Source organism: Flagellimonas oceani (assembly GCF_011068285.1).
Classification (GTDB): domain Bacteria; phylum Bacteroidota; class Bacteroidia; order Flavobacteriales; family Flavobacteriaceae; genus Flagellimonas; species Flagellimonas oceani.
Genome location: NZ_CP049616.1, coordinates 2,496,436 through 2,519,269 on the forward strand (window position 1 = coordinate 2,496,436; position 22,834 = coordinate 2,519,269).

The window sequence follows — 22,834 nt, forward strand, 5'->3', positions numbered from 1 at the left end:
TTTAGTATTTTTACCTTATGAAATTTCAGGTAGTTTCCGACTTTAAGCCGACGGGGGATCAACCCGAAGCGATACGACAATTGGTGGAGGGCATTGAATCCAAGGCTCAACATCAAACCTTGCTCGGGGTTACCGGGTCCGGGAAAACATTTACCGTTGCCAATGTGGTGGAATCGGTTCAGAAGCCTACCTTGGTTTTGGCGCACAACAAGACCTTGGCCGCTCAATTGTATTCGGAGTTCAAGCAATTTTTTCCCAACAATGCGGTGGAATATTTTGTATCCTATTACGATTATTACCAGCCCGAAGCCTATATCCCCACAAGCGGACTTTACATTGAAAAAGACCTCTCCATTAACGAGGATATCGAGAAGTTGAGATTAAGCACCACCTCCTCGCTTCTATCAGGACGACGGGATGTGCTCGTAGTTGCTTCGGTATCTTGCCTGTACGGTATAGGTAACCCGATAGAGTTCCAGAAAAACGTCATTACCATCCATAGGGACCAGGTCATCTCAAGAACCAAGTTTTTAAAGCAGTTGGTGCAAAGTCTGTACGCCCGAACCACCGCGGATTTCAGAAATGGTAATTTTAGGGTTAAAGGAGATGTGGTAGATGTATTCCCCGGCTATGCGGACCATGCGTTCCGTATCCATTTTTTTGGGGATGAAATCGAGGAAATCGAAGCATTGGACCCCTACAACAATAAGGTCATTGAAATATATGACACACTGAACATCTACCCGGCGAACATGTTCGTTACCTCTCCCGATGTGCTCCAGAATGCCATTAAGGAGATACAGGACGACCTTGTGAAGCAGATAGATTACTTCAAGGAAATCGGCCGACCGCTGGAAGCCAAACGCTTGGAAGAACGCACCAATTTTGATTTGGAAATGATTCGGGAACTTGGTTATTGTTCCGGAATCGAGAATTACTCAAGATATTTGGACGGCAGAAAACCTGGGACCCGACCTTTCTGTTTATTGGATTATTTTCCGGATGATTATTTAATGGTCATCGATGAAAGTCATGTTACCATTCCACAAGTGCATGCCATGTACGGTGGCGACCGTTCCAGAAAAGAAAATCTCGTAGAATATGGTTTTCGTTTGCCTGCCGCCATGGACAACCGTCCGTTAAAGTTTGAAGAGTTTGAAGCGCTTCAAAACCAGGTGCTTTACGTAAGTGCCACTCCCGCGGATTACGAATTGGAGTTGAGCGAAGGTGTTTATGTGGAGCAGATTATCCGTCCAACTGGATTATTGGACCCTATTATTGAAGTCCGCCCCAGTGAAAACCAAATTGATGATCTTGTTGAGGAGATTCAGCAAAGGGTAGAACTGGACGAACGCACCTTGGTGACCACCCTTACCAAACGTATGGCCGAGGAGCTCACCAAATATTTAACAAGGATAGATGTCCGTTGTAGGTACATACACAGTGATGTCGATACCTTGGAGCGGGTGGAAATCATGCAAGACCTTAGAAAAGGTATTTTTGATGTATTGATCGGGGTAAACCTATTACGTGAGGGCTTGGATTTGCCAGAGGTTTCACTTGTAGCCATTTTGGATGCGGACAAAGAAGGTTTCCTACGAAGTAACCGCTCTTTGACACAGACCGTAGGTAGGGCCGCACGTAACTTGAACGGCAAGGCCATTATGTATGCCGACAAAATCACGGAGAGCATGCAAAAGACCATTGACGAGACCAATTACCGTAGGGAAAAACAAATGACCTATAACAAGGAGAACAATATTACCCCAATGGCCCTCAAAAAAAATCTGGATAGTGCCTTGGCCAAAAACTCGGTTTCTACGTACCACTTTCAAAAGGAAGAAATGCGCGCCGCGGAGCCCGACTTAAAATATATCACCGAAGATCAAAAAGAAAAACTGATCAGGGAAAAAAGAAAGGCCATGGAAAAGGCGGCCAAAGAACTCGATTTTATGGAAGCGGCCAAACTAAGGGACGAGATAAAAATGCTTCAGGAAAAGGAATAAAAAAACGCGCCCCCGCATATGCAGGAGCGCGCCTCAACTAACCAACTAATCCAACCATCATGAAACACCTATAGTTGGTGTTCTAATGTCTTATGCAATCTCTATCAACCTTTTTGGTTTTGGCAATGCCTCTTGTTTTTTGGGCAATGTCAATTTTAAAACTCCGTCTTCGTACTTGGCGTCGATTTTGGAACCATCTACGGTTTCGGGCAATGTAAATGCTCTTTTAAAGGATGAATAGGAAAACTCTTTTCTTGTGTAGTTCTCTTTGTTTTCTTCATTCTCGGATTTCATTTCACTGGAAATGGTCAACACATCATTGTCGATTTCTACGGTAAAGTCATCTTTCTTCATACCAGGAACGGCTAGTTCCAATTCAAATCCTTCGGTGTTGTCCTTTATGTTCACAGCAGGAATGGAAGTATTCCACTTTTCTGTTCCACCGAACCAATCTGGACTTACAAAATCGTTCATCAAGGATGGAAAAAACAGGTTATTTCTTTTTACTATACTCATGGCGATTCAATTTTTAGTTAAACATTTAAATCACCATGTATAAGTCAAAACCTGTACCAACAGAAAAATAACGTCATTTTGACATGTATTCAATTTAAAATTATGCCATTTTGACATCAATTATAATGTGCCTTGAAGATATTGATCAGCACATCTGGCGGAACAATGTTGTTCGGGTAACGGTGCATCACCTGTAGAACCTGACTAATGGCCGAGGGTGGCAGCCCCATTTTAAGACCGATATTGTAAAGTGTATGGATTTCCTTTTTATGCTGCTCCCGGTCGATATTCATCAACAATATTAGCCTATGGAACTGCACAATGCGCTCCGCTTGGGTTTTTAACCGAACTTTTGGTGATTTCTGTTTGAGAAGGCCATTAAAAATAGCTTTGCTTACACCAAGGCTATCGGCCACTTTCAGCAAAAAATCATATTCAGATTGCTTTAGGGAATGATCTACCCGTGCAAAGGCGATCATCTCGGAGAGAATACTCAGTTTTTCCTCATGGCTACCCATAAAATAATGGTTTTGGTTTGCAATCCTAAGTAGATAACTCCAAAATAGGCCATTTTAGTACACAAAAAAGCCCTGAATTTCAGGGCTTTTTCTAACTAACTCAAACAATTCCCGTTTATTAAGCGGTAATCCTTACTGGAATTTCGTAAACTCTACCTGGTGCAACATTGTCCAATTGCACTTTTTTATAGTTCAAACGGCTTTTTACGAAACCTTCCAAAACTTCATCTTTGGTCTCTACAGAAAGTACGACCAATTCACCTTTTTCGTTAACGATGAATTTCACTTCTGCAGTCAATTCTTTTTCATCGGCATTAAATTGATTGTCTTTCAACATCTCATAAATCTGCCCGGAAAGGTTGTTGTTTTTTGTTTCTTTTTTTCCTTCTGTTGCAAACGCACCCATTGTTACGAACAATGCCAATGCTACTGTAATCTTTTTGAAATTTTTCATGATTTTGTTTTTTGATTAAAATTGATGATTAACGATATGTCAATATTTAAGCTTGATTAAACGCCCTTTTTAATGACACCTCAAAAATAAGACGATAAAAAAACATAATTGTTACACCTGTGAACGATTTAACAAATGTTTAATCTAGTTGCCATCGCAATAAAATACCAAAAAAGCCAGTTTCTTTAAAAGAAATTCAACAGAAATCAAAGAACATATTCAATAGAAAGGAAATAGTGTTAACAGTCTAGAAAAGCACTAAAATCAATGGGTGATAAATTGCAGGATAAAAAAAGGGCAACGTTACCAAAACGTTGCCCTTTATCTATTTTATGTGGTTAGAACTAGCTCAAAACCTCTTCTACCTTATCTGCAGCTTCTTTAAATTGTACGGCCGAATGTACAGCCAAACCGGAATTATCGATAATTTCTTTGGCCAACTCGGCATTGGTTCCCTGTAACCTTACAATAATTGGAACCTGGATGGCATCTCCCATGTTTTTATAGGCATCCACCACACCTTGGGCAACACGATCACAACGAACGATTCCCCCGAAGATATTGATCAATATGGCTTTTACGTTAGGGTCCTTAAGAATAATACGGAAGGCCTCTTCCACCCTTTTGGCGTCCGCGGTACCTCCAACATCCAAGAAGTTGGCAGGCTCTCCACCGGCCATTTTAATCAAGTCCATGGTAGCCATTGCCAACCCGGCTCCGTTCACCATACACCCTACATTTCCATCAAGGTCGACATAATTTAAGCCAACCTCGCGTGCTTCGACCTCAATTGGGTTTTCTTCACGAAGGTCACGCATTTCCGCATAAGCCTTTCTTCTGTACAATGCATTGTCATCTATGGTCACCTTGGCATCAACTGCCATGATTTTATCATCGGAAGTCTTTAAAACAGGATTGATCTCGAAAAGGCTTGAATCACTTTCCACATAGGCTTTGTACAAGGACATAACGAACTTCACCATCTCTTTGAAGGCGGTTCCGGACAACCCAAGGTTAAAGGCGATTCTTCTTGCTTGGAAAGGCAAGAGCCCCAATCCTGGATCTACTTCTTCGGTAAATATCAAATGTGGTGTTTTTTCCGCCACTTCTTCTATATCCATACCACCTTCGGTAGAATACATGATCATGTTTTTACCTGTTCCCCTGTTCAAAAGAACGGACATATAAAATTCACTGGTTTCGCTATCACCTGGATAGTAAACATCCTCGGCCACCAAAACCTGGTGCACTTTTTTACCTTCGGCAGATGTTTGCGGGGTAACAAGGTTCATCCCTATAATGCTACCTGCCAACTCTTCCACTTCCTTCAAGTTTTTGGCCAGCTTTACACCACCGCCCTTACCACGGCCACCAGCATGTACTTGCGCTTTGATTACGTGCCATCCGGTTCCGGTTTCTTCTGTAAGTTGTTTTGCGGCATCAACCGCTTCCTTGGCGTTGTGGGCAACTATCCCTCTTTGGATCCTAACTCCAAAACTGGCTAAAATCTCTTTTCCTTGATATTCGTGAAGATTCATCTGTGAATTTACTTTTGTTTGCAGACAAAAATAGAAAACACTGCTGACAAATTGAAGATGTTAAATGATTAATTAGCGATAAGTAGGAAGAAAATACCGCTTTCCGGACCAAGAACAGCTACAACTTAAAATCCTGAAAGTCGAGGGGGTCAAAATTTTTGAAATGTCCGTTCATTTCAATTACCTCTTTGGTGCGGTTCACCTTATGGAGTACATGGGTCGTTGCCTCCAAATGGGCTTTTATAAAATTCAGCCTATCGGTTTCTCTGCGCATCAGCAACAATTCATATTCCTGCTCAAAGGAAAGCCCCATTTTATGGGCAAGCGAGTAGCTGTTGAATTGTTTCGGGGATGTTTTGGTAAAGGGAACGTCCATTATATCGTACAACTCCTCTACTTTTTGAAGCACCTCTTCCCTTAAACCTTCATCGGCATCGTTCTCATGGTCCAAGAACTCGATTTCTCCACCACCGTAGAGCTTTCCCTCCAATTGTTTTTCAAAGCTCAGCACCTTAAAAACTTGACGCGCCACGCAAACCACATCCATCTCCCCGGTATCGTAAGTGTTCACCACCTCTACCAATTGCACTTCGGTACCATAAGAAATGGAATTATTGATATAAACCGGAACACCAAAGGTCATAGCTTCCCTCCTACAATCGTTGATCAATTGCTTATAACGGTCTTCAAAAATATGCAGCGGCACCGTTTCTCCCGGATAAAATACCGACTGCAATGGGAACAAGGGCAGTTTCATTATAGTGATTTGTCTAAAAATACGCATCAAAACTTAAAGCCACAACTCTAGGCAAACCACAAATGTTTCAAATAAAACAACTTGTTATATTTTGATAAAAATATTTTATTTCTTGCGTGTATAAGCAACAAGACATAGTTTTGCTTAAAATACCGTACAACATGAATTCTAAGGACTTACTTCAGCTTACCGAGCAATTTGGCGCACCGCTTTATGTTTATGATGCCGATAAGATTACCTCACAATATAAAAAGTTGACCAATGCTTTTAAAGGTGTACCCAATCTTAAATTGAACTATGCGGCCAAAGCTTTGTCCAATGTCAGTATCTTACGATTGCTGAACAGCTTGGGAAGCGGACTGGACACGGTATCCATTCAAGAAGTAAAATTGGGACTTTTGGCCGGTTTTAAGCCGGAATCCATCATTTTTACGCCCAACGGGGTTTCTTTGGAAGAGATTGAGGAAGCCGCAGCCCTTGGAGTTCAGGTGAATATTGACAACCTGTCCATTTTGGAACAGTTTGGCAGCAAGCACCCCGATATTCCCGTATGTATCCGAATCAATCCACACGTGATGGCGGGAGGAAACTCCAATATTTCCGTGGGACATATCGATTCCAAGTTCGGTATCAGCGTGCATCAGATTCCACATTTATTGCGTATTGTCGACTTGACCAACATGAACATCAATGGGATCCACATGCATACGGGAAGCGATATTTTAGATATTGATGTATTCCTTTACGCTTCGGAAATACTTTTTGAAACCGCGAAAAACTTCAAGGACCTAGAATTTATCGACTTTGGCAGTGGTTTTAAAGTACCGTACAAGGAAGGTGATATTCAGACCAATGTTGATGAGTTGGGCAAAAAACTGACCAAAAGATTCAACGAGTTCTGCAAAGAATATGGTAGGGAACTTACCCTTGCTTTTGAGCCCGGTAAATTTTTGGTGAGCGAAGCCGGCTACTTTTTGGCAAAAGTAAACGTGGTAAAACAAACTACTTCTACGGTTTTTGCCAGTATCGACTCAGGTTTCAACCATTTGATAAGACCCATGCTATATGGATCCAACCATCAAATCATTAATATTTCCAATCCCAAAGGCAGGGAGCGTTACTACTCGGTAGTGGGATATATTTGTGAAACGGATACATTTGGCAGCAACCGCAGAATCAACGAAATATCCGAAGGTGACATTTTATGCTTTAAAAATGCAGGCGCTTACTGCTTTACCATGGCGAGCAATTACAACTCCAGATACAGACCAGCGGAAGTCCTTTGGTATCAAGGAAAGGCCCATCTAATCAGAAAAAGGGAAACATTTGATGATATCCTGAACAACCAAGTTGATGTGAAGGAACTTTTTGAACCATCAAAAAAGCAAACTGTAAAGTAAGCATAAAGCATTATCGGACTGTTAAAGGCAATACTTTTTTGGCACAATTTTCGTTAGTTTTGTATTGATAGGACGACGATTACGTCAAAAACCAAGACTATGCGCTCAATTTTCACTCAAATCTGTTTACTTTTTCTAGTATTCTCCGGCTTGAATGCACAAGCCCAAGATATCAATTGGATTTCTTGGGAAGAGGCCGTTGAACTTTCCAAAACGGATGCCCAACCCAAAAAAATATTTGTGGATGTGTACACTGATTGGTGCGGATGGTGCAAAAAGATGGATAAAAATACGTTCCAAAATCCGGAAGTATCCAAATACATGCAGGACAATTTTTACATGGTAAAAATGGATGCCGAAGGTAAAGACCCTATTGAATACCAAGGCAAAACATTCAAATATGTTCCGTCCGGAAGAAGGGGCTACCACGAATTGGCCGCAGCCTTGCTACAAGGCAAGATGAGTTACCCGACCGTAGTTTTCTTGGATGAAAAATTGAATATGCTATCCCCAGTTCCCGGTTATCAACAAGTGGAACCCTTTATGCAGATTGCCAAATACTTCGGCGATAACATTTATAAGGACAAGGACTGGAAAAGCTATGCTGGGAAATAAAATTCCCCAGCGAGCCAAAACCTTATATTTTACCTACTATAATTAGGACTTTCCTTTGTAATGGTCACGTTATGTGGGTGACTCTCGTGGATACCACTGGAGGTTATCTTCACAAATCGGGCATTGTTTTTCAAAGCTTCTATATCGCCTGCTCCACAATATCCCATACCGGCACGTAGTCCTCCGATGAACTGATGCATACTTTCCACCAATTCACCTTTATAGGGCACGCGTCCCACAATACCTTCGGGAACCAGTTTTTTAATATCGTCCTCCACATCTTGGAAATATCGGTCCTTACTTCCCTGTTTCATGGCCTCAACGGAGCCCATGCCACGGTAGGATTTGAACTTACGACCTTCATATATGATGGTCTCTCCCGGGGATTCTTTGGTTCCGGCCAATAGCGAGCCCAACATTACGGTATCAGCTCCAGCGGCCAAGGCTTTGGGAATATCACCAGTGTATCGGATTCCCCCATCGGCAATTACAGGAACCCCAGTACCCTTTAATGCGGCAGAAACTTCCAAAACTGCAGAAAATTGTGGAAAACCTACCCCGGCAACTACTCGCGTGGTACAAATGGAGCCTGGACCTATACCCACTTTTACGGCATCGGCACCAGCTTCCACCAAATATTTGGCAGCTTCGGCAGTGGCAATGTTACCTACAACCACCTCCAATTCCGGAAAGGACTTCTTGACTTCCTTTAAAATACTGACAACACCTTTGGTATGTCCATGGGCAGTATCTATAATAATGGCATCCACGCCAGATTTCACCAATGCCCCGGCGCGATCAACGGCATCAGCGGTAACACCGATGGCGGCTGCTACGCGCAAACGACCGTACTGGTCTTTATTAGCAATTGGTTTTTGGGTAAGTTTTGTAATGTCCCTGAACGTGATCAACCCGATAAGTTCATCCTTATCGTTGACCACGGGCAATTTTTCAATTTTATTTTCTTGAAGGATGACCTCCGCCTGTTGCAATGAAGTTCCTTCAGCAACGGTAACCAAATTTTCGGATGTCATGACATCCGAAATGGGCCTATCGTCATTCTTTTCAAAACGAAGGTCTCGGTTGGTCACGATCCCGATAAGTTTTTTGTTATCGTCCACAATGGGAATGCCCCCAATGCTGTGTTCCCTCATACTCGCTTTGGCGTCGCGCACAAAAGAATTGAGGGGAAGCGTGACCGGGTCCATGATCATCCCGCTCTCGGCACGCTTCACTTTTCTCACTTTGAGCGCCTGCTGCTCAATGGTCATATTTTTATGCAGAACACCAATACCACCTTCCCTGGCCATGGCAATCGCCATCCGGGATTCGGTCACCGTATCCATGGCCGCAGAGACAATGGGCACATTTATGGTAATGTTCTTGGTAAATTTTGATTGGATGTTTACTTCTCGGGGAAGTACTTCGGAGTATGCCGGCACAAGAAGAACGTCGTCATAAGTAAGACCTTCTCCAACAATTTTGTTCTGGTGAGCTTCCATTGCAATTACGGATTAATTGCGTGCAAATATACCACTAATTTATTGGATTACCTCACCGTGTTCGGATTACATTATTTGACTTAACCAGAATTTCATCCAATTATTTAGAATCATTCTATATAATTGTTATCTTTAGGGTTCAAATCTTTTTTATGTGCAGATTTTTGAATGTAATGAACAGATCGAAAAATGGTGTATTGACTTTCTGTGACCACACCAAACTATTTCAGTTGATATATAACAACCTATGCTTTGAACTCTATGAATGGGAGCTTGATGCACTGAGGGAATACATTGAGCAGTTGGATATCCCCTATTGGGAAAAACACTTGAAAAACTGGAGCCATCAACGTAAAATTCCAATCTCCGTGGGCAAAAAGCACTTCATTATTTTGGTAAACAAGGAAGAGGTCAGTGAAATATTGAGCCTACTATCCTTCGAAAAACAGGGTGTTGAACTTCTCAGTCATTCTGAAATTGACTATCAATTTATCGAGAACTGACATCCGACATTTTATATCTGGTCGGGAACAAGCATTGCCACAGTACTAATATTGCTGAACCTGTGTAGGTAACTGTCATCAAAATTCCAGAGAAAACAACGACGTACCTAAACCAACTGACTCCTGACCACATCACATAAATACCCCCGAAGGTGAGAATAATGGAAAGAAATGGTTCCAACGTCAAAAAGAGTTTTAGTTTTTTAGGGGCTTTTGCAAGCCACACCAATCCGCCCAATAGAAAAAATATAAGTGACATGGAAAGCACATGCGTGTGAACCACAGTTAGCATTTCGCGGTTTCCTTTTTTAAATTTCATTACATCGGCATCTTCATCATCTTCGTTGCCCAAATAGTTCTCCTCAATTCCTGTTGGCGTGGTGGATTCGGTTTCTTGGATAAAGAGCAACCCCGTAAAATATCCCACGGATAGCACAATGACGAAAGTTGCAATAAAAATACGGAGTTCCTTGGGCAAGTTGGGCAATAGACCGCTATACTTCATAATGATGGTTCATTGGAAGTCTCAAAGATATCCATTTAGACTCAATCTAAATAAATGGCAGACAAATTTATGTCGATGAAAAGTAGTTAATGGTATACGGAGAACAACTCTGTGGCTTTATTGTAAGCCGCTTCAAAAACCATCCAGTTAACGCCCGAATCCGCCTTTTCTGTAGTAAAATAGGACAGCATTTTTTCCGTGGGCATATTGCCGGTCAGTTCGTCCTTTGCCATGGGACAACCGCCAAAACCCTGCACGGCTCCATCAAAACGACGGCAACCTGCCTTGTAGGCCGCATTCACTTTTTCGTGCCATTTGGTCGGTGTTGTGTGCAAATGGGCACCGAACTCTATTTCAGGATACTTTGGAATAAGATTGCTGAACAAATAGTCGATTACTTCTGGGGTGGAACTGCCAATGGTATCGGACAATGAAAGGATTTTAGTCCCCATTTCGGCCAATCTCTCGGTCCACTCCCCTACTATCTCCACGTTCCATGGATCTCCATAAGGGTTTCCAAACCCCATGGATATGTAGGTAACGACTTCCTTATTGTGGGCATCGGCCAACTCCAATATCCCCTTTAAAGTTTCAACGGATTGGTCAATGGTCTTGTGCGTGTTCCGCATCTGAAAGTTTTCTGAAATGGAAAAGGGAAATCCCAGATAATCTATCGCTTCGTGTTCACAGGCATCTTGAGCGCCGCGCACATTGGCCACAATGGCCAAAAGCTTACTTCGGGTGCGGGACAGATCCAACTTTGCCAAAACTTCTGCGGTATCCTGCATCTGTGGAATCGCCTTGGGGGAAACAAAACTGCCGAAGTCAATAGTATCAAAGCCGCAGCCCAGCAGGGATTGAATATACTTCACCTTTTCATCCGTAGGAATAAAGGTCTTGATACCCTGCATGGCGTCCCGTGGACATTCTATGAGTTTTACTTTTTGCATAGTCTCCCGTAAAAATAGTACTTATTTCTCCGACAGAAATAGATAAACGGCAATCCCTACAAAAACAACAATCTGCACCCATTTTAAATAGACACCTGTTTTTTTATGTCGTGACAGATATTTGGAAATCTTCCCCGCCAAAACTGCAATGGCACCAAAAACAAGCAGTGCGGAGAGCATAAAAATGAACCCCAAAATGTAGAACTGAACTACGGCACTCAAACTATCACTGAACAAAAACCCGGGGAAAAATGCCAAAAAGAAGATGGTCACCTTCGGGTTGAGCACGTTCATGGTAAACCCCGTCCAAAACAGTTTTTGGGGCGATTTGGCCGGGTTGTTCTCTTTATCCAAAAGTATGGAAGCGTCACTTCGGTAAACTTGAAAAGCCAGATACAACAGGTACATGGCTCCAAACAACTTTATGGCAAAAAACAATGTATCGCTCCGTTTGATGATTTCCGAAACGCCAAAAGCCAATAAGGTGGTGTGGACCAAACAGCCAGAGACCAAACCAAACACGGTGGCCAGACCTGATTTTGTTCCATTACCGATACTTTGGGTGAGCACAAAAATATTATCCGGCCCCGGTGATAAGGCCAACGCAAGGGAAGACACCAAAAACGCAATCAAAATAGGTGAGTTGACGGTCTCCAGAAATAATAACGGACTGTGCATATCGTATTAGTCCATTTTTGCTAAAATGGCCTTGTTGATTTTTTTGATAAGGGCGGGCCCTTCGTATATAAAACCTGTGTAAAGTTGGACCAAATCTGCACCTGCTTCCAATTTTTCCAGTGCGTCCGCTTCGGAATGTATGCCGCCGACCCCTATGATCGGGAATGCCTTTCTACTGTTGTCGGCCAAAAAACGGATTACCTCGGTACTTCTGTTCGTCAATGGCCTTCCGCTTAAACCGCCGGCTTCTTCGGATAAGGTGAGATGCGATTTTAAGTCCTTACGTTCAATGGTGGTATTGGTCGCTATGACCCCTTCGATTTTTGTGTCGGCAACAATTTCGATAATATCCAAGAGTTGATCGTCCGTCAAATCCGGAGCAATTTTCAACAAAATCGGTTTCTCCTTTCTCTTCGTGGACTTGGCCAGCTTTTTATTCTGACTTTTCAGCTTTTTGAGCAAATTGGTCAAGGGCTCCCTATCCTGAAGCTCTCTCAATCCCGGCGTATTGGGGGAACTTACATTTACCACAAAATAGTCCACATGCTCAAATAAAGCTTCAAAACAGATGAGATAGTCCTTCAATGCGTCCTCGTTGGGCGTGACTTTATTTTTGCCAATATTGCCCCCCACAATTACACGGTGCCTTTTCTTTAACTGCTCAACGGCCTCAAAAACACCTTTGTTGTTAAATCCCATCCTGTTAATGATGGCCTTATCATCCTTTAATCGAAACAATCGTTTTTTGGGATTGCCCGATTGTGGTTTTGGGGTTACAGTTCCTATTTCAACAAATCCAAATCCAAAATCCGAAAACTCATTGTAAAGTTTGGCATCTTTATCAAAACCAGCGGCCAATCCCACCGGGTTTATAAATCGTACGCCAAACACTTCCCGCTCCAATCTTGGGTCATCTACAACAAAAATATTGCGGAAAATTCCGCCCAAACCCAATCTTGAAAAAAACTTTATGGCCCTAAAAGTAAAGTGGTGCACAGCTTCCGGGTCAAACAAAAAAAGTACCGGGCGAATAAGGATTTTGTACATTCAGAATGGATTTTGGACAAAAATAAAAACTCTCAAAACAGTTCTTAACATTTCGGTCAATTTTCGTCAACAGACCTGTTTATGTAGATGGGACGCAACGTCATTTGGTTACATAACTTCAAATACCTGTCGTATTGAACTTGACTGAAGCTTTCCAATAGTCTTTTATCCATCATATGGACATTTTTTGCCATACTATCTATAAAAGATTGATACTTTTTCGATACTTCCATCAGCACTTCGGGAGAGCTCTCTTCGTTTTGTTTCATCAGATATGCTGCCCGTTCCTTAAAAATATCGTTTCTGATCTTTAGTTCGGCGCTCCAATTTTTCAAGTTTTCCTGCTGCTCTTCGGTTAGCTCAAAAACCTTGGCAATGGTCTCGTTATCGCGCCCGCCAACACCTAAAATACAATCCATCTGGGCCGTTCCATAAAAGCCGGATATCAAAAAAAGAATATATACAAGCGGTTTCAAGCGAGGTTGAATTTAATGGTTTCCGAAAGATACTTATTAATGCCCTTGATTTGCAAAATTACGTTTGAATAAGCATTATTTTTGATAAAAATCAACACCGACCATGGAAAAATTATTGCCCCGATTTTTAGAATACGTGACCACTGACACCCAGAGCGACCCCTATTCGCAGTCCACCCCAAGTACTGAAAAACAATGGGACCTTGCCAAAAAATTGGTGATGGAACTGCATCAAATTGGCATGCAGGAGGTCTCCATTGACGAGAACGCCTACATTATGGCGACTTTGCCCAGCAACATAGATAAAAAAGTTCCTACCATTGGTTTTGTCTCCCATTTTGATACCTCACCGGATTTTTCGGGTAAAAATGTAAAGCCGCAGATCATTGAAAATTATGACGGGAAGGATATCGTATTGAACAAGTTGAACAACATTGTGCTATCTCCCGATTATTTTGAAGATTTAAAGGCCTACGAGGGACAAACCTTGATCACAACAGATGGGACAACGCTCTTAGGCGCTGATGACAAAGCAGGTGTTGCTGAAATTATCACAGCCATGGAATATCTCATCAAACATCCCGAAATTAAACATGGTAAAATCAGGATCGCTTTTACCCCCGATGAAGAAATTGGAAGAGGGGCCCACAAATTCGATGTGGAAAAATTTGGTGCCGAATGGGCATACACGATGGACGGTAGCCAAGTGGGAGAACTGGAGTACGAAAACTTTAACGCGGCAAAAGCCAAAATTACCATTACCGGTAAAAGTGTGCACCCCGGATATGCAAAGAACAAAATGGTAAACGCCATTGGGATTGCCAACGATTATTTAACCCATTTGCCCCCAAGCGAAGTCCCCGAACACACCACGGGTCGGGAAGGTTTTTTCCATGTGCATAAAATTAAGGGCGAGATTGAAAAAGCCGAAATAGACTTGATCATCCGTGATCACGATGCTGTGCATTTTCAGGCCAGAAAGGACCTTTTGAACGACATCAAGGAAAAACTCAACAAAAAATATGGGGAGTTCGTTTCCTTGACCATCGAGAACCAATACAAAAACATGCGGGAAAAGGTGGAACCGGTCTTTCATATTGTGGAGATAGCGGAAGAGGCGATGAAATCCCTTCAAATTGAACCTATCATAAAACCCATTAGAGGCGGTACAGATGGTTCCCAGCTCAGTTTTATGGGACTTCCGTGCCCCAATATTTTTGCCGGCGGACACAATTTCCATGGCAAATACGAGTATGTTCCTTTGGAAAGCATGGAAAAAGCGGTGATGGTTATCGTAAAAATTTGCGAACTTACCGCTAGTCAAATCAAGTAGTTGTGGAAAAGTCCGAAAAATTGGAAGCCTATTACGAAAACGAACATCCCTTTAGGGAGGGAATTGTTTTTCTTAGGGAAATCGCATTAAGAACAGAGGCGGAAGAAAATTTTAAATGGGGTATTCCGGTGTACACTTTGAACAATAGAAATGTTTTCGGGATATGTAAGTTCAAGCATCATTTTGGGGTTTGGTTTTTTAATGGCGTTTATTTGAAGGACCCAAAAAATGTACTGGAAAATGCCCAAGAAGGAAAAACCAAGGGCATGCGTCACTGGAAGTTCCAAAGTCTGGAGGAAATCGACGAAAAAACTGTCCTGGCCTATATGAAAGAGGCGTTGGACAATCAAAAAAAGGGATTGGAGGTAAAGGCCGAGAAGGCCAAGAAGATTCAAATTCCGGAAATATTGCAATCAGAATTGGCCAAAAACCCCAAACTAAAGGTTGCTTTTGACAATTTCACACCCTACAAACAAAAGGAGTTCTGCGAGTACATTGGCGAGGCCAAACAGGAGAAAACCAAATTACGTAGGCTGGAAAAAATTCTTCCCATGATTCAGGATGGGGTGGGTTTGAATGATTCTTATAGGTAATCGTCGCCTCATCTATCAATTGAAACGATATTTAGTTAACCGTTGGCTGTTATTAAAAAATCCACTCAGATTCCAACCAAAAAAATAGTTATCCCATTTTAGGAAACTCCCAGCCATTATGATATTCTTTTGTCAATAAGGCATCTGCCTCGGCTTGGTTGAACCTATGGTTTTCCGCATCCCAGAACAAACGTTCGCCTGTTTTGTAGGCAATGTTCCCCATGTGGCTTACTACGGCGGCATCGTAACCAATCTTTATCGGTGCCTTTAAAATGGTCTTATCCCGGGTTTTCACGGCTTCCAAAAAGTTTTGTGTGTGCAGTCCCAAACCTTGCCCAACGCCCTGCTGCAAGGGCACAGCTTCTATTTTTGGTCCCAAATCTTGACTCCAATGCGGACGATCATGCTCAGGGATCACTTCCCAACCACCACGGTCGAGCACCAAGGTTCCGTTGTTCCCGATAAAGGCAACACCATGGTTACGGCCGTAGTTTCCACCATCGATTCCCGTGGCATGCTCCCACAATAGGGAGAAATCACCAAAATCGTAAACGGTTTGTAACGTATCCGGAGTTTCTGCGGCATCATTGGGATAAGCAAATTTTCCGCCCATGGCCATTACCGATTTGGGCGTGGAAGCCTTCATTCCAAAAAGGGCATAATCAATTAAATGTACGCCCCAATCTGTCATCAGACCACCGGCATAGTCCCAAAACCATCTAAAATTGAAATGGAACCTGTTTGGGTTGAAGGGTCTGTCCTCCGCAGGTCCGAGCCACATATCATAATCAACACCTGCCGGGACCGGGCTATTGGGAACCACGGGCACCGATTGCATCCACCCTTGATAGGCCCATGCTTTTACCAATCGTATCTGTCCCAATTTACCGGAATGCACGTAATTGATGGCATCCACAAAGTGGGGCTCACTGCGTTGCCACTGCCCTATCTGCACCATCCTATCGCTTGCGTTTACCTTGGCCAACATGGCATCGCTCTCGGCCACGGAATTCGCGATCGGCTTTTCACAATATACATCCTTGCCAGCATCAATGGCATCTGTAAGTTGTAGGCAATGCCAATGGTCCGGTGTGCCGATTATGGCAATATGGATATCCTTATCTTCCAACAGTTTACGGTAATCGGAATACCATTTTGGCTTTTTGATTCCTCCTTTTTCCAGTTCGGCAGTTTTCTCACGTAGCACGTTTTCATCCACATCGCAAAGGGCCACAACTTCTACCTCGCTGTTCTGCAATATGGAACTCAAATCGGAAAATCCCATTCCTTTACAACCGATCAATCCAACCTGGATTTTATCGTTTGGACTGATACTTTTTCTGATCGTAGCCAACAACTCGGTTGGAAACACCATTGATGCCCCCATGGCCGCTGCCCCTAAACTGCTTTGTTTTACAAACTGTCTTCTGGTTCCCATACTTTTTAAAAATTTGGAATAAGATACAAAAAAAACGTCCCTCGAAATGTAATTCCCAAGGGACGTTCTTAATATAATGTTTACTGTTTTCGCTTATTTTTTTTCAGCAGGGGGAGCATTTAATTTTTTGCTCATTTCCATGGAAATGGCGGAGCGATCAAACTTTAAACGGCCTGCCATGGTCTCGATGACACAGGAAAAATCCTTGTCGTTCAATTCCACGATCTTGCCGTGCAAACCACTCTTGGTTATAATTTTATCTCCCTTTTTTAATTCTGAAGCGAATTTTTTCTCATCCTTCTGACGTTTGATCTGCGGGCGGATCATAAAAAAATATGCCACGGCAAAAATCAATATCAGCGGTAAAAACTGTCCTAGGTTTTCCATTTAGGTCTTTTAATTATTTTACTGGCCCTGCTGGTGTAGCTTCCGGTGCCTGTACAAATGCTTTGATTCTTAAAATTTCGGAACCTTTGGCAGTGTTTGCGGTTACTGTAATGGTCTTGGTCACTTGATTTTGACCTGAACCGTTGAATTTTACCAACAATTCTCCTGTCTCCCCTGGAGCAATAGGATCTTTTGGAGGATTTGGCACTGTACAACCGCAGCTACTTTTTGCATCAGTAATGATCAAAGGGGCATTACCTGTGTTTGTAAATGTAAAAGTAGTCTCTTGTGGAGTTCCACGTTGGATGGTACCGAAATCGTGCTCGGTTTTCTCGAAAGACATTACCGGAACGTTTTTAGCCGCTTCATCTCTGTCCACGGCAGTTTCAACATTGTCAGCAACTATTTTTTTTGATGCCTTGTCCTTGCATGATACGCTGGTTAGGGCAACCACTGCGATCAAACTAAAAATTGTTGTTATTCTTTTCATGATTAAAATTTGTTTTCCCAAAATTAAGGAATTATTGTTTATTGTAGGCCCCTGCCTATTTTTTGGAGTCTTCCGTCCGATTTGTACTCTTTCGCCAACTTATCCAACACCCCGTTAATAAATATGCTGCTCTTGGGCGTAGAATATTCTTTGGCAATTTCCAAATACTCGTTCAAGGTCACTTTTTCGGGGATTGATGGAAAATTCAACAGCTCACAAATGGCCATTTTTAGAACAATGGAGTCAATTTCCGCAATACGATCATTGTCCCAATTTGGGGTTTTGCCCTCTATTTCCTTCTCCCATTTGGCATCATTCAGCAGTGTCTTGGTCAAGAGGTCGTTGGCAAAGTCCATATCCTGTTGATCCTTGAGCAATGCGGGCAAAAAGAATCGGTCCCCGGAATCGGGCTTGGCCTTTTTAAGCCGCTTCACCAAAAAAGTGTTCACAATAGGGAAATCATCAACCCAAGTAAGTTTGTCATCCTCAAAATAATCGTAAATTTTTTCGTTGGGCGCTATGATCTCTTTAAAAAGCTGGATGATCACATTTCGGTCGTCCGCATAATCATCCTCCCCATTGAACATATACTCTTTGTAAATATCGCTTGCCAAAATCTCCTTGTGGATAATTTTTACGTATTCATCGTTCAAGTACCAATTGTCAAGTTTCCGCTTGGAGAGTTCGGATTTCAATGCTTCGTTGTTCACCAATTGAAGGAGCAATCGGTTTTTCACAAACTTTTCCGGGTCGGGGTACTTATCGTCTTCGGTAGCCACATATTTTTTGGAAGCGTGGCTCACATGTTTTTCGGCCAAACGGTGGAGTTCGGCCAAAAGGCTCAAAATTAAAAGGTACAGAACATACATATTTTCTATACTAACTCTTAGGAACTTTTCCTGTTTTTGCAGCGAATCGTCCTTGGATTGCACCAATGCATAGATACATTGCATCACTTTTACCCTAATGTGCCTTCTGGTTAACATGTCTAAAGAACTTTTAAAGTCATTGTTTGGCTTTCACACCGCAAAAGTAATCTTATATTTGAATCCTACCTACCAAACTTGCTTTCTTATCAGTTTTATAACATTTACTTTGTGGGCTATGGTATATATTTGCGGGATTGTCCGCTTACATCGAAGCTAAAAAACCATCTTTTTCCCTTTTTATGAAGGAACTAAAGCACCTAAACAAATACTTTAAAAAATACTGGCTCAAACTTTTTTTAGGGGTTTTGATTACGATCATCGCCCGTGTTTTTTCATTGGTGATGCCTTCGTACGTGAACAAATCCATCCAGGCGGTGGAGGATTTCATGTCGGACGTGATTACGTTATCGGATGCCAAGGGACTTTTGCTCCAATATATTCTGATTATCGTTGGAGCGGCCATTCTTTCAGGGCTATTTACTTTTTTGATGCGCCAGACCATCATCAACGTATCCAGATATATTGAATACGACTTAAAAAATGAGGTTTTTGACCATTACCAGCTCCTTAGCCTTAATTTTTACAAAAAAAACAGGATCGGGGATTTAATGAACCGCATCAGTGAGGACATCAACCAAGTGCGTTTGTACGGTGGGCCTGCCATTATGTACGGTATCCAGACCTTGACGCTTTTTGCCTGCTTGATTCCGCTCATGTTTATAAAGGCCCCTACCCTTGCTGCATACACTTTGCTTCCGCTGCCCATTTTGTCCGTTTTGATTTATCAAATCAGCAAGATCATCCATAAAAGAAGCACCAAGGTGCAGGAATTTTTATCAACGCTATCCACATTTACGCAAGAATCCTTTTCTGGAATATCGGTGATCAAAGCCTATAGCATTGAGCCACGTATCAACAATGAACTGCGCAGTTTGGCGCAAGAGGGAAAAGATACCAGTATGGCATTGGCCAAAGTAAATGCCTGGTTTTTTCCGTTGATGATATTATTGATCGGCGTAAGTAACCTGTTCGTCATATACATTGGTGGTCGCCAATACATCAATGGCGAAATTGAAACCATTGGAATCATTGCCGAATTTATACTCTATGTGAACATGCTCACATGGCCCGTGGCCATTGTAGGATGGCTGACATCCATAGTACAACGGGCGGAGGCTTCACAAAAACGGATCAACGAATTTTTGAAAGAGGAGCCCTCTATCCAAAACAGGGTTAAGGAGCCTACTCCGATCAAAGGCGATATCGAGTTCAAAAATGTGACCTTTACTTATGAGGACACCAACATTACCGCCCTCAAAAATGTTTCGTTTTCGGTAAAAGCAGGACAAACCGTGGCCATTTTGGGCAAAACAGGTTCCGGAAAATCTACCATTCTGGATTTGGTAGCACGTTTGTACGATACCTCATCAGGTGAAGTACTGATCGATGGAACCCCGGTTCAAAACCTAAATTTGGACAGTTTGCGCAGTTCCATCGGAGCCGTGCCGCAAGATGCTTTCCTGTTCTCGGACACTATTGAGAACAATATCCGTTTTGGCGATGAAGACGCCACACACGACGAAATTGTGGAGGTAGCCAAAAAAGCAGTGGTCCATAAAAACATTCAGGGCTTTGCCAAAAAGTACGACACCATTCTCGGTGAACGTGGCATTACCTTGAGCGGCGGGCAAAAACAACGCGTTTCCATAGCCAGGGCACTGCTCAAAGACCCAAAAATTTATTTGTTCGATGATTCCCTTTCGGCCGTGGATACCGAGACAGAAGAAGAAATCCTCAACAACCTGAAAAAAGTATCAAAAAGCAAGACCACATTGATTGTGAGCCATAGGGTATCCTCTGCCAAGAATGCGGACAAAATTATAATTATGGACAACGGAAGCATCATACAGGAAGGCACTCACGAAGAGTTGAACAATACCGATGGGTATTACAAAGATCTTTACATAAACCAACTCTCCGGCAAAGAATCATAAAAAAGTTGCTGAATTAGCTTTTTTTTTACATTTTTGGTAACATATTTCAACATAGTACTAAATACACTATACCATATGGGCCAGAAAGATACAATGGATCAGGAAGAGATTTATTCGAAAGTCTTAAGAGCAGGGAGAAGAACCTATTTTTTCGACGTAAGAAGCACCAAGGCCGGGGATTACTACCTTACCATAACCGAGAGTAAAAAATTTACTCACGACGATGGTTCTTTCCACTACAAAAAGCACAAAATTTATCTTTACAAGGAGGATTTTAGCGCTTTCCGTGAGATCATGGAAGAAATGATGGACTACATCATTGATGAAAAAGGGAGCGAGGTCATCTCCGAACGCCACCAAAAAGATTTTAAAAAGGAAGAGGAAGAAGAAAGTTTCAGTGAAAACGGGACAGCGACCGGCAGCAATTTTACCGATGTGAGTTTCGACGACATCTAAAAAAATAATTTCTTTAATAATTTAAACGACCTGTATTTTTGCAGGTCGTTTTTTATTTTTACCATAGCGTATACACAACAAAAAATATAGAACAATGGCCAGGACACCCAGTAACATGCTCCCCTTGGGCACCAAAGCACCGGATTTTGAACTTTTGGACACTGTTTCGGACACCACGATCTCCTTGAACGATGCAAAAGGTGAAAAAGGCACGGTGGTCCTGTTTATATGCAACCACTGTCCGTTTGTGATCCATGTAAATCCCATGATCGTAAAATTGGCGAAAGAATACCAAGAAAAGGGCATTGCCTTTGTGGCCATATCCAGTAACGATGTGGAAAACTACCCACAAGATGCGCCAGACTTAATGGAGCAAAAAGCCAAAGAAGAGGGATACACTTTTCCTTATCTGTATGATGAGACACAGGAGGTCGCCAAGGCCTACGACGCAGCCTGCACTCCGGATATTTATCTTTTTGATGCAAACCTGAACTTGGTCTACCGAGGACAGCTTGATGGGTCCAGACCTGGAAACGATGTCCCTCTGACCGGTACCGACCTTAAAAAAGGCATGGACGCGGTTCTTGAAGGCAAAGAAGTGGACCCGGACCAAAAGCCGAGCTTGGGATGTAACATCAAATGGAAAAACACCTAACAAGGAATGAGTTTATCCGTTTTGGGCATTACCATAACTCTGGTGCCCGTCACCCTCGACAACCTTGAAGCTTATTTGAAAGTTGGTATCAAATCCTATTGCGAGAATTATCTCCATTTGTGGGAGAACGAAGACCCTACGCCTTACATTTCCAATGGTTTTACTCCTGAAGTCGTAGAACGGGAATTACTGGATACAAATGCACTCAATTTTTTGGTCAACTCGGGAGATGAAACTGTAGGCATCCTCAAATTGGTGAAAAATTGCGGTATTGATGAGATATCCGATACCGATGCGCTAAAAGCTGAAAAAATCTATCTGTTAAAAGAACATTCGGGCAGAGGAATCGGAAGACAGGTTCTTCAATTTATTGAAAAAACGGCCAAAGCGTTAAACAAAAAAGTAATTTGGCTGGATGCCATGCAAAAAGGCAAGCCGGTACAGTTTTATCAAAATAATGGCTTTTCCATCAAAAGAGAAAGCGAGGTAACGCTCCCCCATGTTAAACCGGAAGAGAAGCCCATGTACATTTTGACCAAGGAACTTTAATCTACCATCCTTTACGCTTCACCAAGTTTTGGATATGCGCATAATGGTGATTGCCATGCCAAGCGTAACGGGCAATATTCTCCTTTAAAGTTGTTTCTTGGTTTCCATCGGGATGGATAAAACTCCGCTCCAATTGCTCTTCCGAAAGACCTTTTAATAAATATACCAACTTAGCGTGTATCGCGCTCAAATGGTACAGCGACATTAAAATGGGCGCTGTTCGGCAATCGAACAACTCGGCCCAAGCTTTTTCATCGTAAGCCTTTATGGTAGGCGTATCCTCTGTCAAGGCCCATTTAAAACGGATATAGCTGTTATGGTGGCTATCGGAAATGTGGTGCACCAATTGGCGGACCGTCCAACCTTCGGGACGGTAAGGAGTATCGAGTTGATCATCGGAAAGTGGTGTGACTATATCGCTCAACCGCTGGGGCAATGTTTCCAAATCGCTGATCCATTTTTCAAGATCCGCACTTGAAATGGTTTCGGGGGTTTCAAATTTTCCGATCGGATAGCGCAGTTGTTCCAAGGTTTCTTTTTCCATC

At 42.4% G+C, this 22,834-nt stretch carries 26 protein-coding genes; 10 read left to right on the forward strand and 16 right to left on the reverse strand.

Going from position 1 to position 22,834, the window contains the following annotated elements; genetic code table 11:
* Nucleotides 1-17 precede the first annotated feature (17 nt).
* Nucleotides 18-2,006, forward strand: a complete 1,989-nt coding sequence (gene uvrB / locus GVT53_RS11425; RefSeq protein ID WP_166248749.1) for an excinuclease ABC subunit UvrB — start codon at nt 18-20, stop codon at nt 2,004-2,006.
* 90 nt (nt 2,007-2,096) lie between these two features.
* Here uvrB and GVT53_RS11430 read toward each other — a convergent pair whose 3' ends face one another.
* The 5 genes from GVT53_RS11430 to GVT53_RS11450 form a co-directional block, all read right to left on the reverse strand.
* The gene (locus GVT53_RS11430; RefSeq protein ID WP_166248750.1) at nt 2,097-2,522 is read right to left on the reverse strand and encodes an Hsp20/alpha crystallin family protein; all 426 of its coding nucleotides are present in this window, start codon (nt 2,520-2,522) and stop codon (nt 2,097-2,099) included.
* 116 nt (nt 2,523-2,638) lie between these two features.
* Complete coding sequence (locus GVT53_RS11435; protein ID WP_166248751.1) at nt 2,639-3,040, reverse strand: TerB family tellurite resistance protein; 402 nt, start codon at nt 3,038-3,040, stop codon at nt 2,639-2,641.
* Nucleotides 3,041-3,158: 118 nt separating this feature from the next.
* Entirely contained in the window at nt 3,159-3,494 is a 336-nt protein-coding gene (locus GVT53_RS11440) for a hypothetical protein (protein WP_166248752.1), read from the reverse strand.
* A gap of 344 nt (nt 3,495-3,838) precedes the next feature.
* Nucleotides 3,839-5,032 (reverse strand): ADP-forming succinate--CoA ligase subunit beta, encoded by a 1,194-nt coding sequence (sucC, locus tag GVT53_RS11445; RefSeq protein ID WP_166248753.1) that lies wholly within the window; start codon nt 5,030-5,032, stop codon nt 3,839-3,841.
* A gap of 118 nt (nt 5,033-5,150) precedes the next feature.
* Nucleotides 5,151-5,789 carry an LON peptidase substrate-binding domain-containing protein gene (locus GVT53_RS11450; RefSeq protein ID WP_166248754.1) on the reverse strand — a complete coding sequence of 213 codons (639 nt, stop codon included), beginning with the start codon at nt 5,787-5,789 and terminating at the stop codon, nt 5,151-5,153.
* Nucleotides 5,790-5,950: 161 nt separating this feature from the next.
* Between GVT53_RS11450 and lysA the strand changes: the two genes are divergently transcribed.
* Complete coding sequence (gene lysA / locus GVT53_RS11455; RefSeq protein WP_166248755.1) at nt 5,951-7,189, forward strand: diaminopimelate decarboxylase; 1,239 nt, start codon at nt 5,951-5,953, stop codon at nt 7,187-7,189.
* A gap of 99 nt (nt 7,190-7,288) precedes the next feature.
* Complete coding sequence (locus GVT53_RS11460; RefSeq protein WP_166248756.1) at nt 7,289-7,804, forward strand: thioredoxin family protein; 516 nt, start codon at nt 7,289-7,291, stop codon at nt 7,802-7,804.
* Between the two features lie 29 nt (nt 7,805-7,833).
* Here GVT53_RS11460 and guaB read toward each other — a convergent pair whose 3' ends face one another.
* A complete protein-coding gene (guaB, locus tag GVT53_RS11465) occupies nt 7,834-9,306 on the reverse strand; it encodes an IMP dehydrogenase (RefSeq protein WP_166248757.1) in 1,473 nt (490 codons plus the stop codon).
* A 173-nt stretch (nt 9,307-9,479) separates the two neighbouring features.
* Here guaB and GVT53_RS11470 point away from each other — a divergent pair, with 173 nt between their 5' ends.
* Nucleotides 9,480-9,809: a DUF6686 family protein gene (locus tag GVT53_RS11470; protein ID WP_240904990.1), complete on the forward strand. Its 330-nt coding sequence runs from the start codon at nt 9,480-9,482 to the stop codon at nt 9,807-9,809.
* On the opposite strand, the gene GVT53_RS11475 is transcribed toward GVT53_RS11470, so the two are convergent.
* The 5 genes from GVT53_RS11475 to GVT53_RS11495 form a co-directional block, all read right to left on the reverse strand.
* On the reverse strand, nt 9,796-10,314 hold the full coding sequence (locus tag GVT53_RS11475) for a hypothetical protein (protein WP_166248759.1): 519 nt from the start codon (nt 10,312-10,314) through the stop codon (nt 9,796-9,798). The two genes, GVT53_RS11470 and GVT53_RS11475, sit on opposite strands and share 14 nt — an antisense overlap.
* Nucleotides 10,315-10,400: 86 nt before the next feature.
* Entirely contained in the window at nt 10,401-11,264 is an 864-nt protein-coding gene (locus GVT53_RS11480) for a hydroxymethylglutaryl-CoA lyase (protein WP_166248760.1), read from the reverse strand.
* A gap of 21 nt (nt 11,265-11,285) precedes the next feature.
* Nucleotides 11,286-11,942, reverse strand: a complete 657-nt coding sequence (locus tag GVT53_RS11485) for a LysE family translocator (protein ID WP_166248761.1) — start codon at nt 11,940-11,942, stop codon at nt 11,286-11,288.
* Nucleotides 11,943-11,948: 6 nt separating this feature from the next.
* Complete coding sequence (locus tag GVT53_RS11490; protein ID WP_166248762.1) at nt 11,949-12,989, reverse strand: quinone-dependent dihydroorotate dehydrogenase; 1,041 nt, start codon at nt 12,987-12,989, stop codon at nt 11,949-11,951.
* Between the two features lie 56 nt (nt 12,990-13,045).
* Complete coding sequence (locus tag GVT53_RS11495) at nt 13,046-13,465, reverse strand: hypothetical protein (RefSeq protein WP_166248763.1); 420 nt, start codon at nt 13,463-13,465, stop codon at nt 13,046-13,048.
* Nucleotides 13,466-13,568: 103 nt separating this feature from the next.
* Between GVT53_RS11495 and pepT the strand changes: the two genes are divergently transcribed.
* Nucleotides 13,569-14,798: a peptidase T gene (gene pepT / locus GVT53_RS11500; protein ID WP_166248764.1), complete on the forward strand. Its 1,230-nt coding sequence runs from the start codon at nt 13,569-13,571 to the stop codon at nt 14,796-14,798.
* Between the two features lie 2 nt (nt 14,799-14,800).
* Nucleotides 14,801-15,391 (forward strand): YdeI/OmpD-associated family protein, encoded by a 591-nt coding sequence (locus GVT53_RS11505; protein WP_166248765.1) that lies wholly within the window; start codon nt 14,801-14,803, stop codon nt 15,389-15,391.
* An 88-nt stretch (nt 15,392-15,479) separates the two neighbouring features.
* On the opposite strand, the gene GVT53_RS11510 is transcribed toward GVT53_RS11505, so the two are convergent.
* From GVT53_RS11510 to nusB, 4 genes are all read right to left on the reverse strand, one after another.
* Nucleotides 15,480-16,829, reverse strand: coding sequence for a Gfo/Idh/MocA family protein (locus GVT53_RS11510; protein WP_166248766.1), 1,350 nt, complete (start codon nt 16,827-16,829; stop codon nt 15,480-15,482).
* Nucleotides 16,830-16,922: 93 nt separating this feature from the next.
* Nucleotides 16,923-17,216 (reverse strand): preprotein translocase subunit YajC, encoded by a 294-nt coding sequence (yajC, locus tag GVT53_RS11515; RefSeq protein ID WP_127138804.1) that lies wholly within the window; start codon nt 17,214-17,216, stop codon nt 16,923-16,925.
* Nucleotides 17,217-17,229: 13 nt separating this feature from the next.
* Nucleotides 17,230-17,706, reverse strand: a complete 477-nt coding sequence (locus GVT53_RS11520) for a DUF1573 domain-containing protein (RefSeq protein WP_166248767.1) — start codon at nt 17,704-17,706, stop codon at nt 17,230-17,232.
* Between the two features lie 38 nt (nt 17,707-17,744).
* The gene (gene nusB, locus GVT53_RS11525; RefSeq protein WP_166248768.1) at nt 17,745-18,692 is read right to left on the reverse strand and encodes a transcription antitermination factor NusB; all 948 of its coding nucleotides are present in this window, start codon (nt 18,690-18,692) and stop codon (nt 17,745-17,747) included.
* Nucleotides 18,693-18,874: 182 nt separating this feature from the next.
* Here nusB and GVT53_RS11530 point away from each other — a divergent pair, with 182 nt between their 5' ends.
* The 4 genes from GVT53_RS11530 (at nt 18,875) to GVT53_RS11545 (ending at nt 22,289) form a co-directional block, all read left to right on the forward strand.
* Nucleotides 18,875-20,629 carry an ABC transporter ATP-binding protein gene (locus tag GVT53_RS11530; RefSeq protein WP_166250476.1) on the forward strand — a complete coding sequence of 585 codons (1,755 nt, stop codon included), beginning with the start codon at nt 18,875-18,877 and terminating at the stop codon, nt 20,627-20,629.
* A 75-nt stretch (nt 20,630-20,704) separates the two neighbouring features.
* Nucleotides 20,705-21,085, forward strand: a complete 381-nt coding sequence (locus GVT53_RS11535) for a PUR family DNA/RNA-binding protein (RefSeq protein ID WP_166248769.1) — start codon at nt 20,705-20,707, stop codon at nt 21,083-21,085.
* Between the two features lie 94 nt (nt 21,086-21,179).
* A complete protein-coding gene (locus GVT53_RS11540) occupies nt 21,180-21,740 on the forward strand; it encodes a thioredoxin family protein (RefSeq protein ID WP_166248770.1) in 561 nt (186 codons plus the stop codon).
* Between the two features lie 6 nt (nt 21,741-21,746).
* A complete protein-coding gene (locus GVT53_RS11545) occupies nt 21,747-22,289 on the forward strand; it encodes a GNAT family N-acetyltransferase (protein ID WP_166248771.1) in 543 nt (180 codons plus the stop codon).
* Nucleotide 22,290: 1 nt separating this feature from the next.
* Here the strand turns inward: GVT53_RS11545 and GVT53_RS11550 are convergent, their stop codons facing one another.
* Nucleotides 22,291-22,833, reverse strand: a complete 543-nt coding sequence (locus tag GVT53_RS11550; protein ID WP_166248772.1) for a YfiT family bacillithiol transferase — start codon at nt 22,831-22,833, stop codon at nt 22,291-22,293.
* Between the last annotated feature and the right edge of the window lies 1 nt (nt 22,834).

Bases quoted from the DNA above. Each gene is read 5' to 3' on its own strand.
- yajC (WP_127138804.1), bottom strand. From the start codon at position 17,216: ATGGAAAACCTAGGACAGTTTTTACCGCTGATATTGATTTTTGCCGTG.
- GVT53_RS11520 (WP_166248767.1), bottom strand. From the start codon at position 17,706: ATGAAAAGAATAACAACAATTTTTAGTTTGATCGCAGTGGTTGCCCTA.
- GVT53_RS11550 (WP_166248772.1), bottom strand. From the start codon at position 22,833: ATGGAAAAAGAAACCTTGGAACAACTGCGCTATCCGATCGGAAAATTT.
- guaB (WP_166248757.1), bottom strand. From the start codon at position 9,306: ATGGAAGCTCACCAGAACAAAATTGTTGGAGAAGGTCTTACTTATGAC.
- GVT53_RS11510 (WP_166248766.1), bottom strand. From the start codon at position 16,829: ATGGGAACCAGAAGACAGTTTGTAAAACAAAGCAGTTTAGGGGCAGCG.
- GVT53_RS11545 (WP_166248771.1), top strand. From the start codon at position 21,747: ATGAGTTTATCCGTTTTGGGCATTACCATAACTCTGGTGCCCGTCACC.
- GVT53_RS11540 (WP_166248770.1), top strand. From the start codon at position 21,180: ATGGCCAGGACACCCAGTAACATGCTCCCCTTGGGCACCAAAGCACCG.
- GVT53_RS11460 (WP_166248756.1), top strand. From the start codon at position 7,289: ATGCGCTCAATTTTCACTCAAATCTGTTTACTTTTTCTAGTATTCTCC.
- GVT53_RS11535 (WP_166248769.1), top strand. From the start codon at position 20,705: ATGGGCCAGAAAGATACAATGGATCAGGAAGAGATTTATTCGAAAGTC.
- GVT53_RS11470 (WP_240904990.1), top strand. From the start codon at position 9,480: ATGAACAGATCGAAAAATGGTGTATTGACTTTCTGTGACCACACCAAA.
- lysA (WP_166248755.1), top strand. From the start codon at position 5,951: ATGAATTCTAAGGACTTACTTCAGCTTACCGAGCAATTTGGCGCACCG.
- GVT53_RS11450 (WP_166248754.1), bottom strand. From the start codon at position 5,789: ATGAAACTGCCCTTGTTCCCATTGCAGTCGGTATTTTATCCGGGAGAA.
- GVT53_RS11440 (WP_166248752.1), bottom strand. From the start codon at position 3,494: ATGAAAAATTTCAAAAAGATTACAGTAGCATTGGCATTGTTCGTAACA.
- pepT (WP_166248764.1), top strand. From the start codon at position 13,569: ATGGAAAAATTATTGCCCCGATTTTTAGAATACGTGACCACTGACACC.
- uvrB (WP_166248749.1), top strand. From the start codon at position 18: ATGAAATTTCAGGTAGTTTCCGACTTTAAGCCGACGGGGGATCAACCC.
- GVT53_RS11485 (WP_166248761.1), bottom strand. From the start codon at position 11,942: ATGCACAGTCCGTTATTATTTCTGGAGACCGTCAACTCACCTATTTTG.
- GVT53_RS11490 (WP_166248762.1), bottom strand. From the start codon at position 12,989: ATGTACAAAATCCTTATTCGCCCGGTACTTTTTTTGTTTGACCCGGAA.
- GVT53_RS11475 (WP_166248759.1), bottom strand. From the start codon at position 10,314: ATGAAGTATAGCGGTCTATTGCCCAACTTGCCCAAGGAACTCCGTATT.
- GVT53_RS11480 (WP_166248760.1), bottom strand. From the start codon at position 11,264: ATGCAAAAAGTAAAACTCATAGAATGTCCACGGGACGCCATGCAGGGT.
- sucC (WP_166248753.1), bottom strand. From the start codon at position 5,032: ATGAATCTTCACGAATATCAAGGAAAAGAGATTTTAGCCAGTTTTGGA.
- nusB (WP_166248768.1), bottom strand. From the start codon at position 18,692: ATGTTAACCAGAAGGCACATTAGGGTAAAAGTGATGCAATGTATCTAT.
- GVT53_RS11430 (WP_166248750.1), bottom strand. From the start codon at position 2,522: ATGAGTATAGTAAAAAGAAATAACCTGTTTTTTCCATCCTTGATGAAC.
- GVT53_RS11435 (WP_166248751.1), bottom strand. From the start codon at position 3,040: ATGGGTAGCCATGAGGAAAAACTGAGTATTCTCTCCGAGATGATCGCC.
- GVT53_RS11530 (WP_166250476.1), top strand. From the start codon at position 18,875: ATGAAGGAACTAAAGCACCTAAACAAATACTTTAAAAAATACTGGCTC.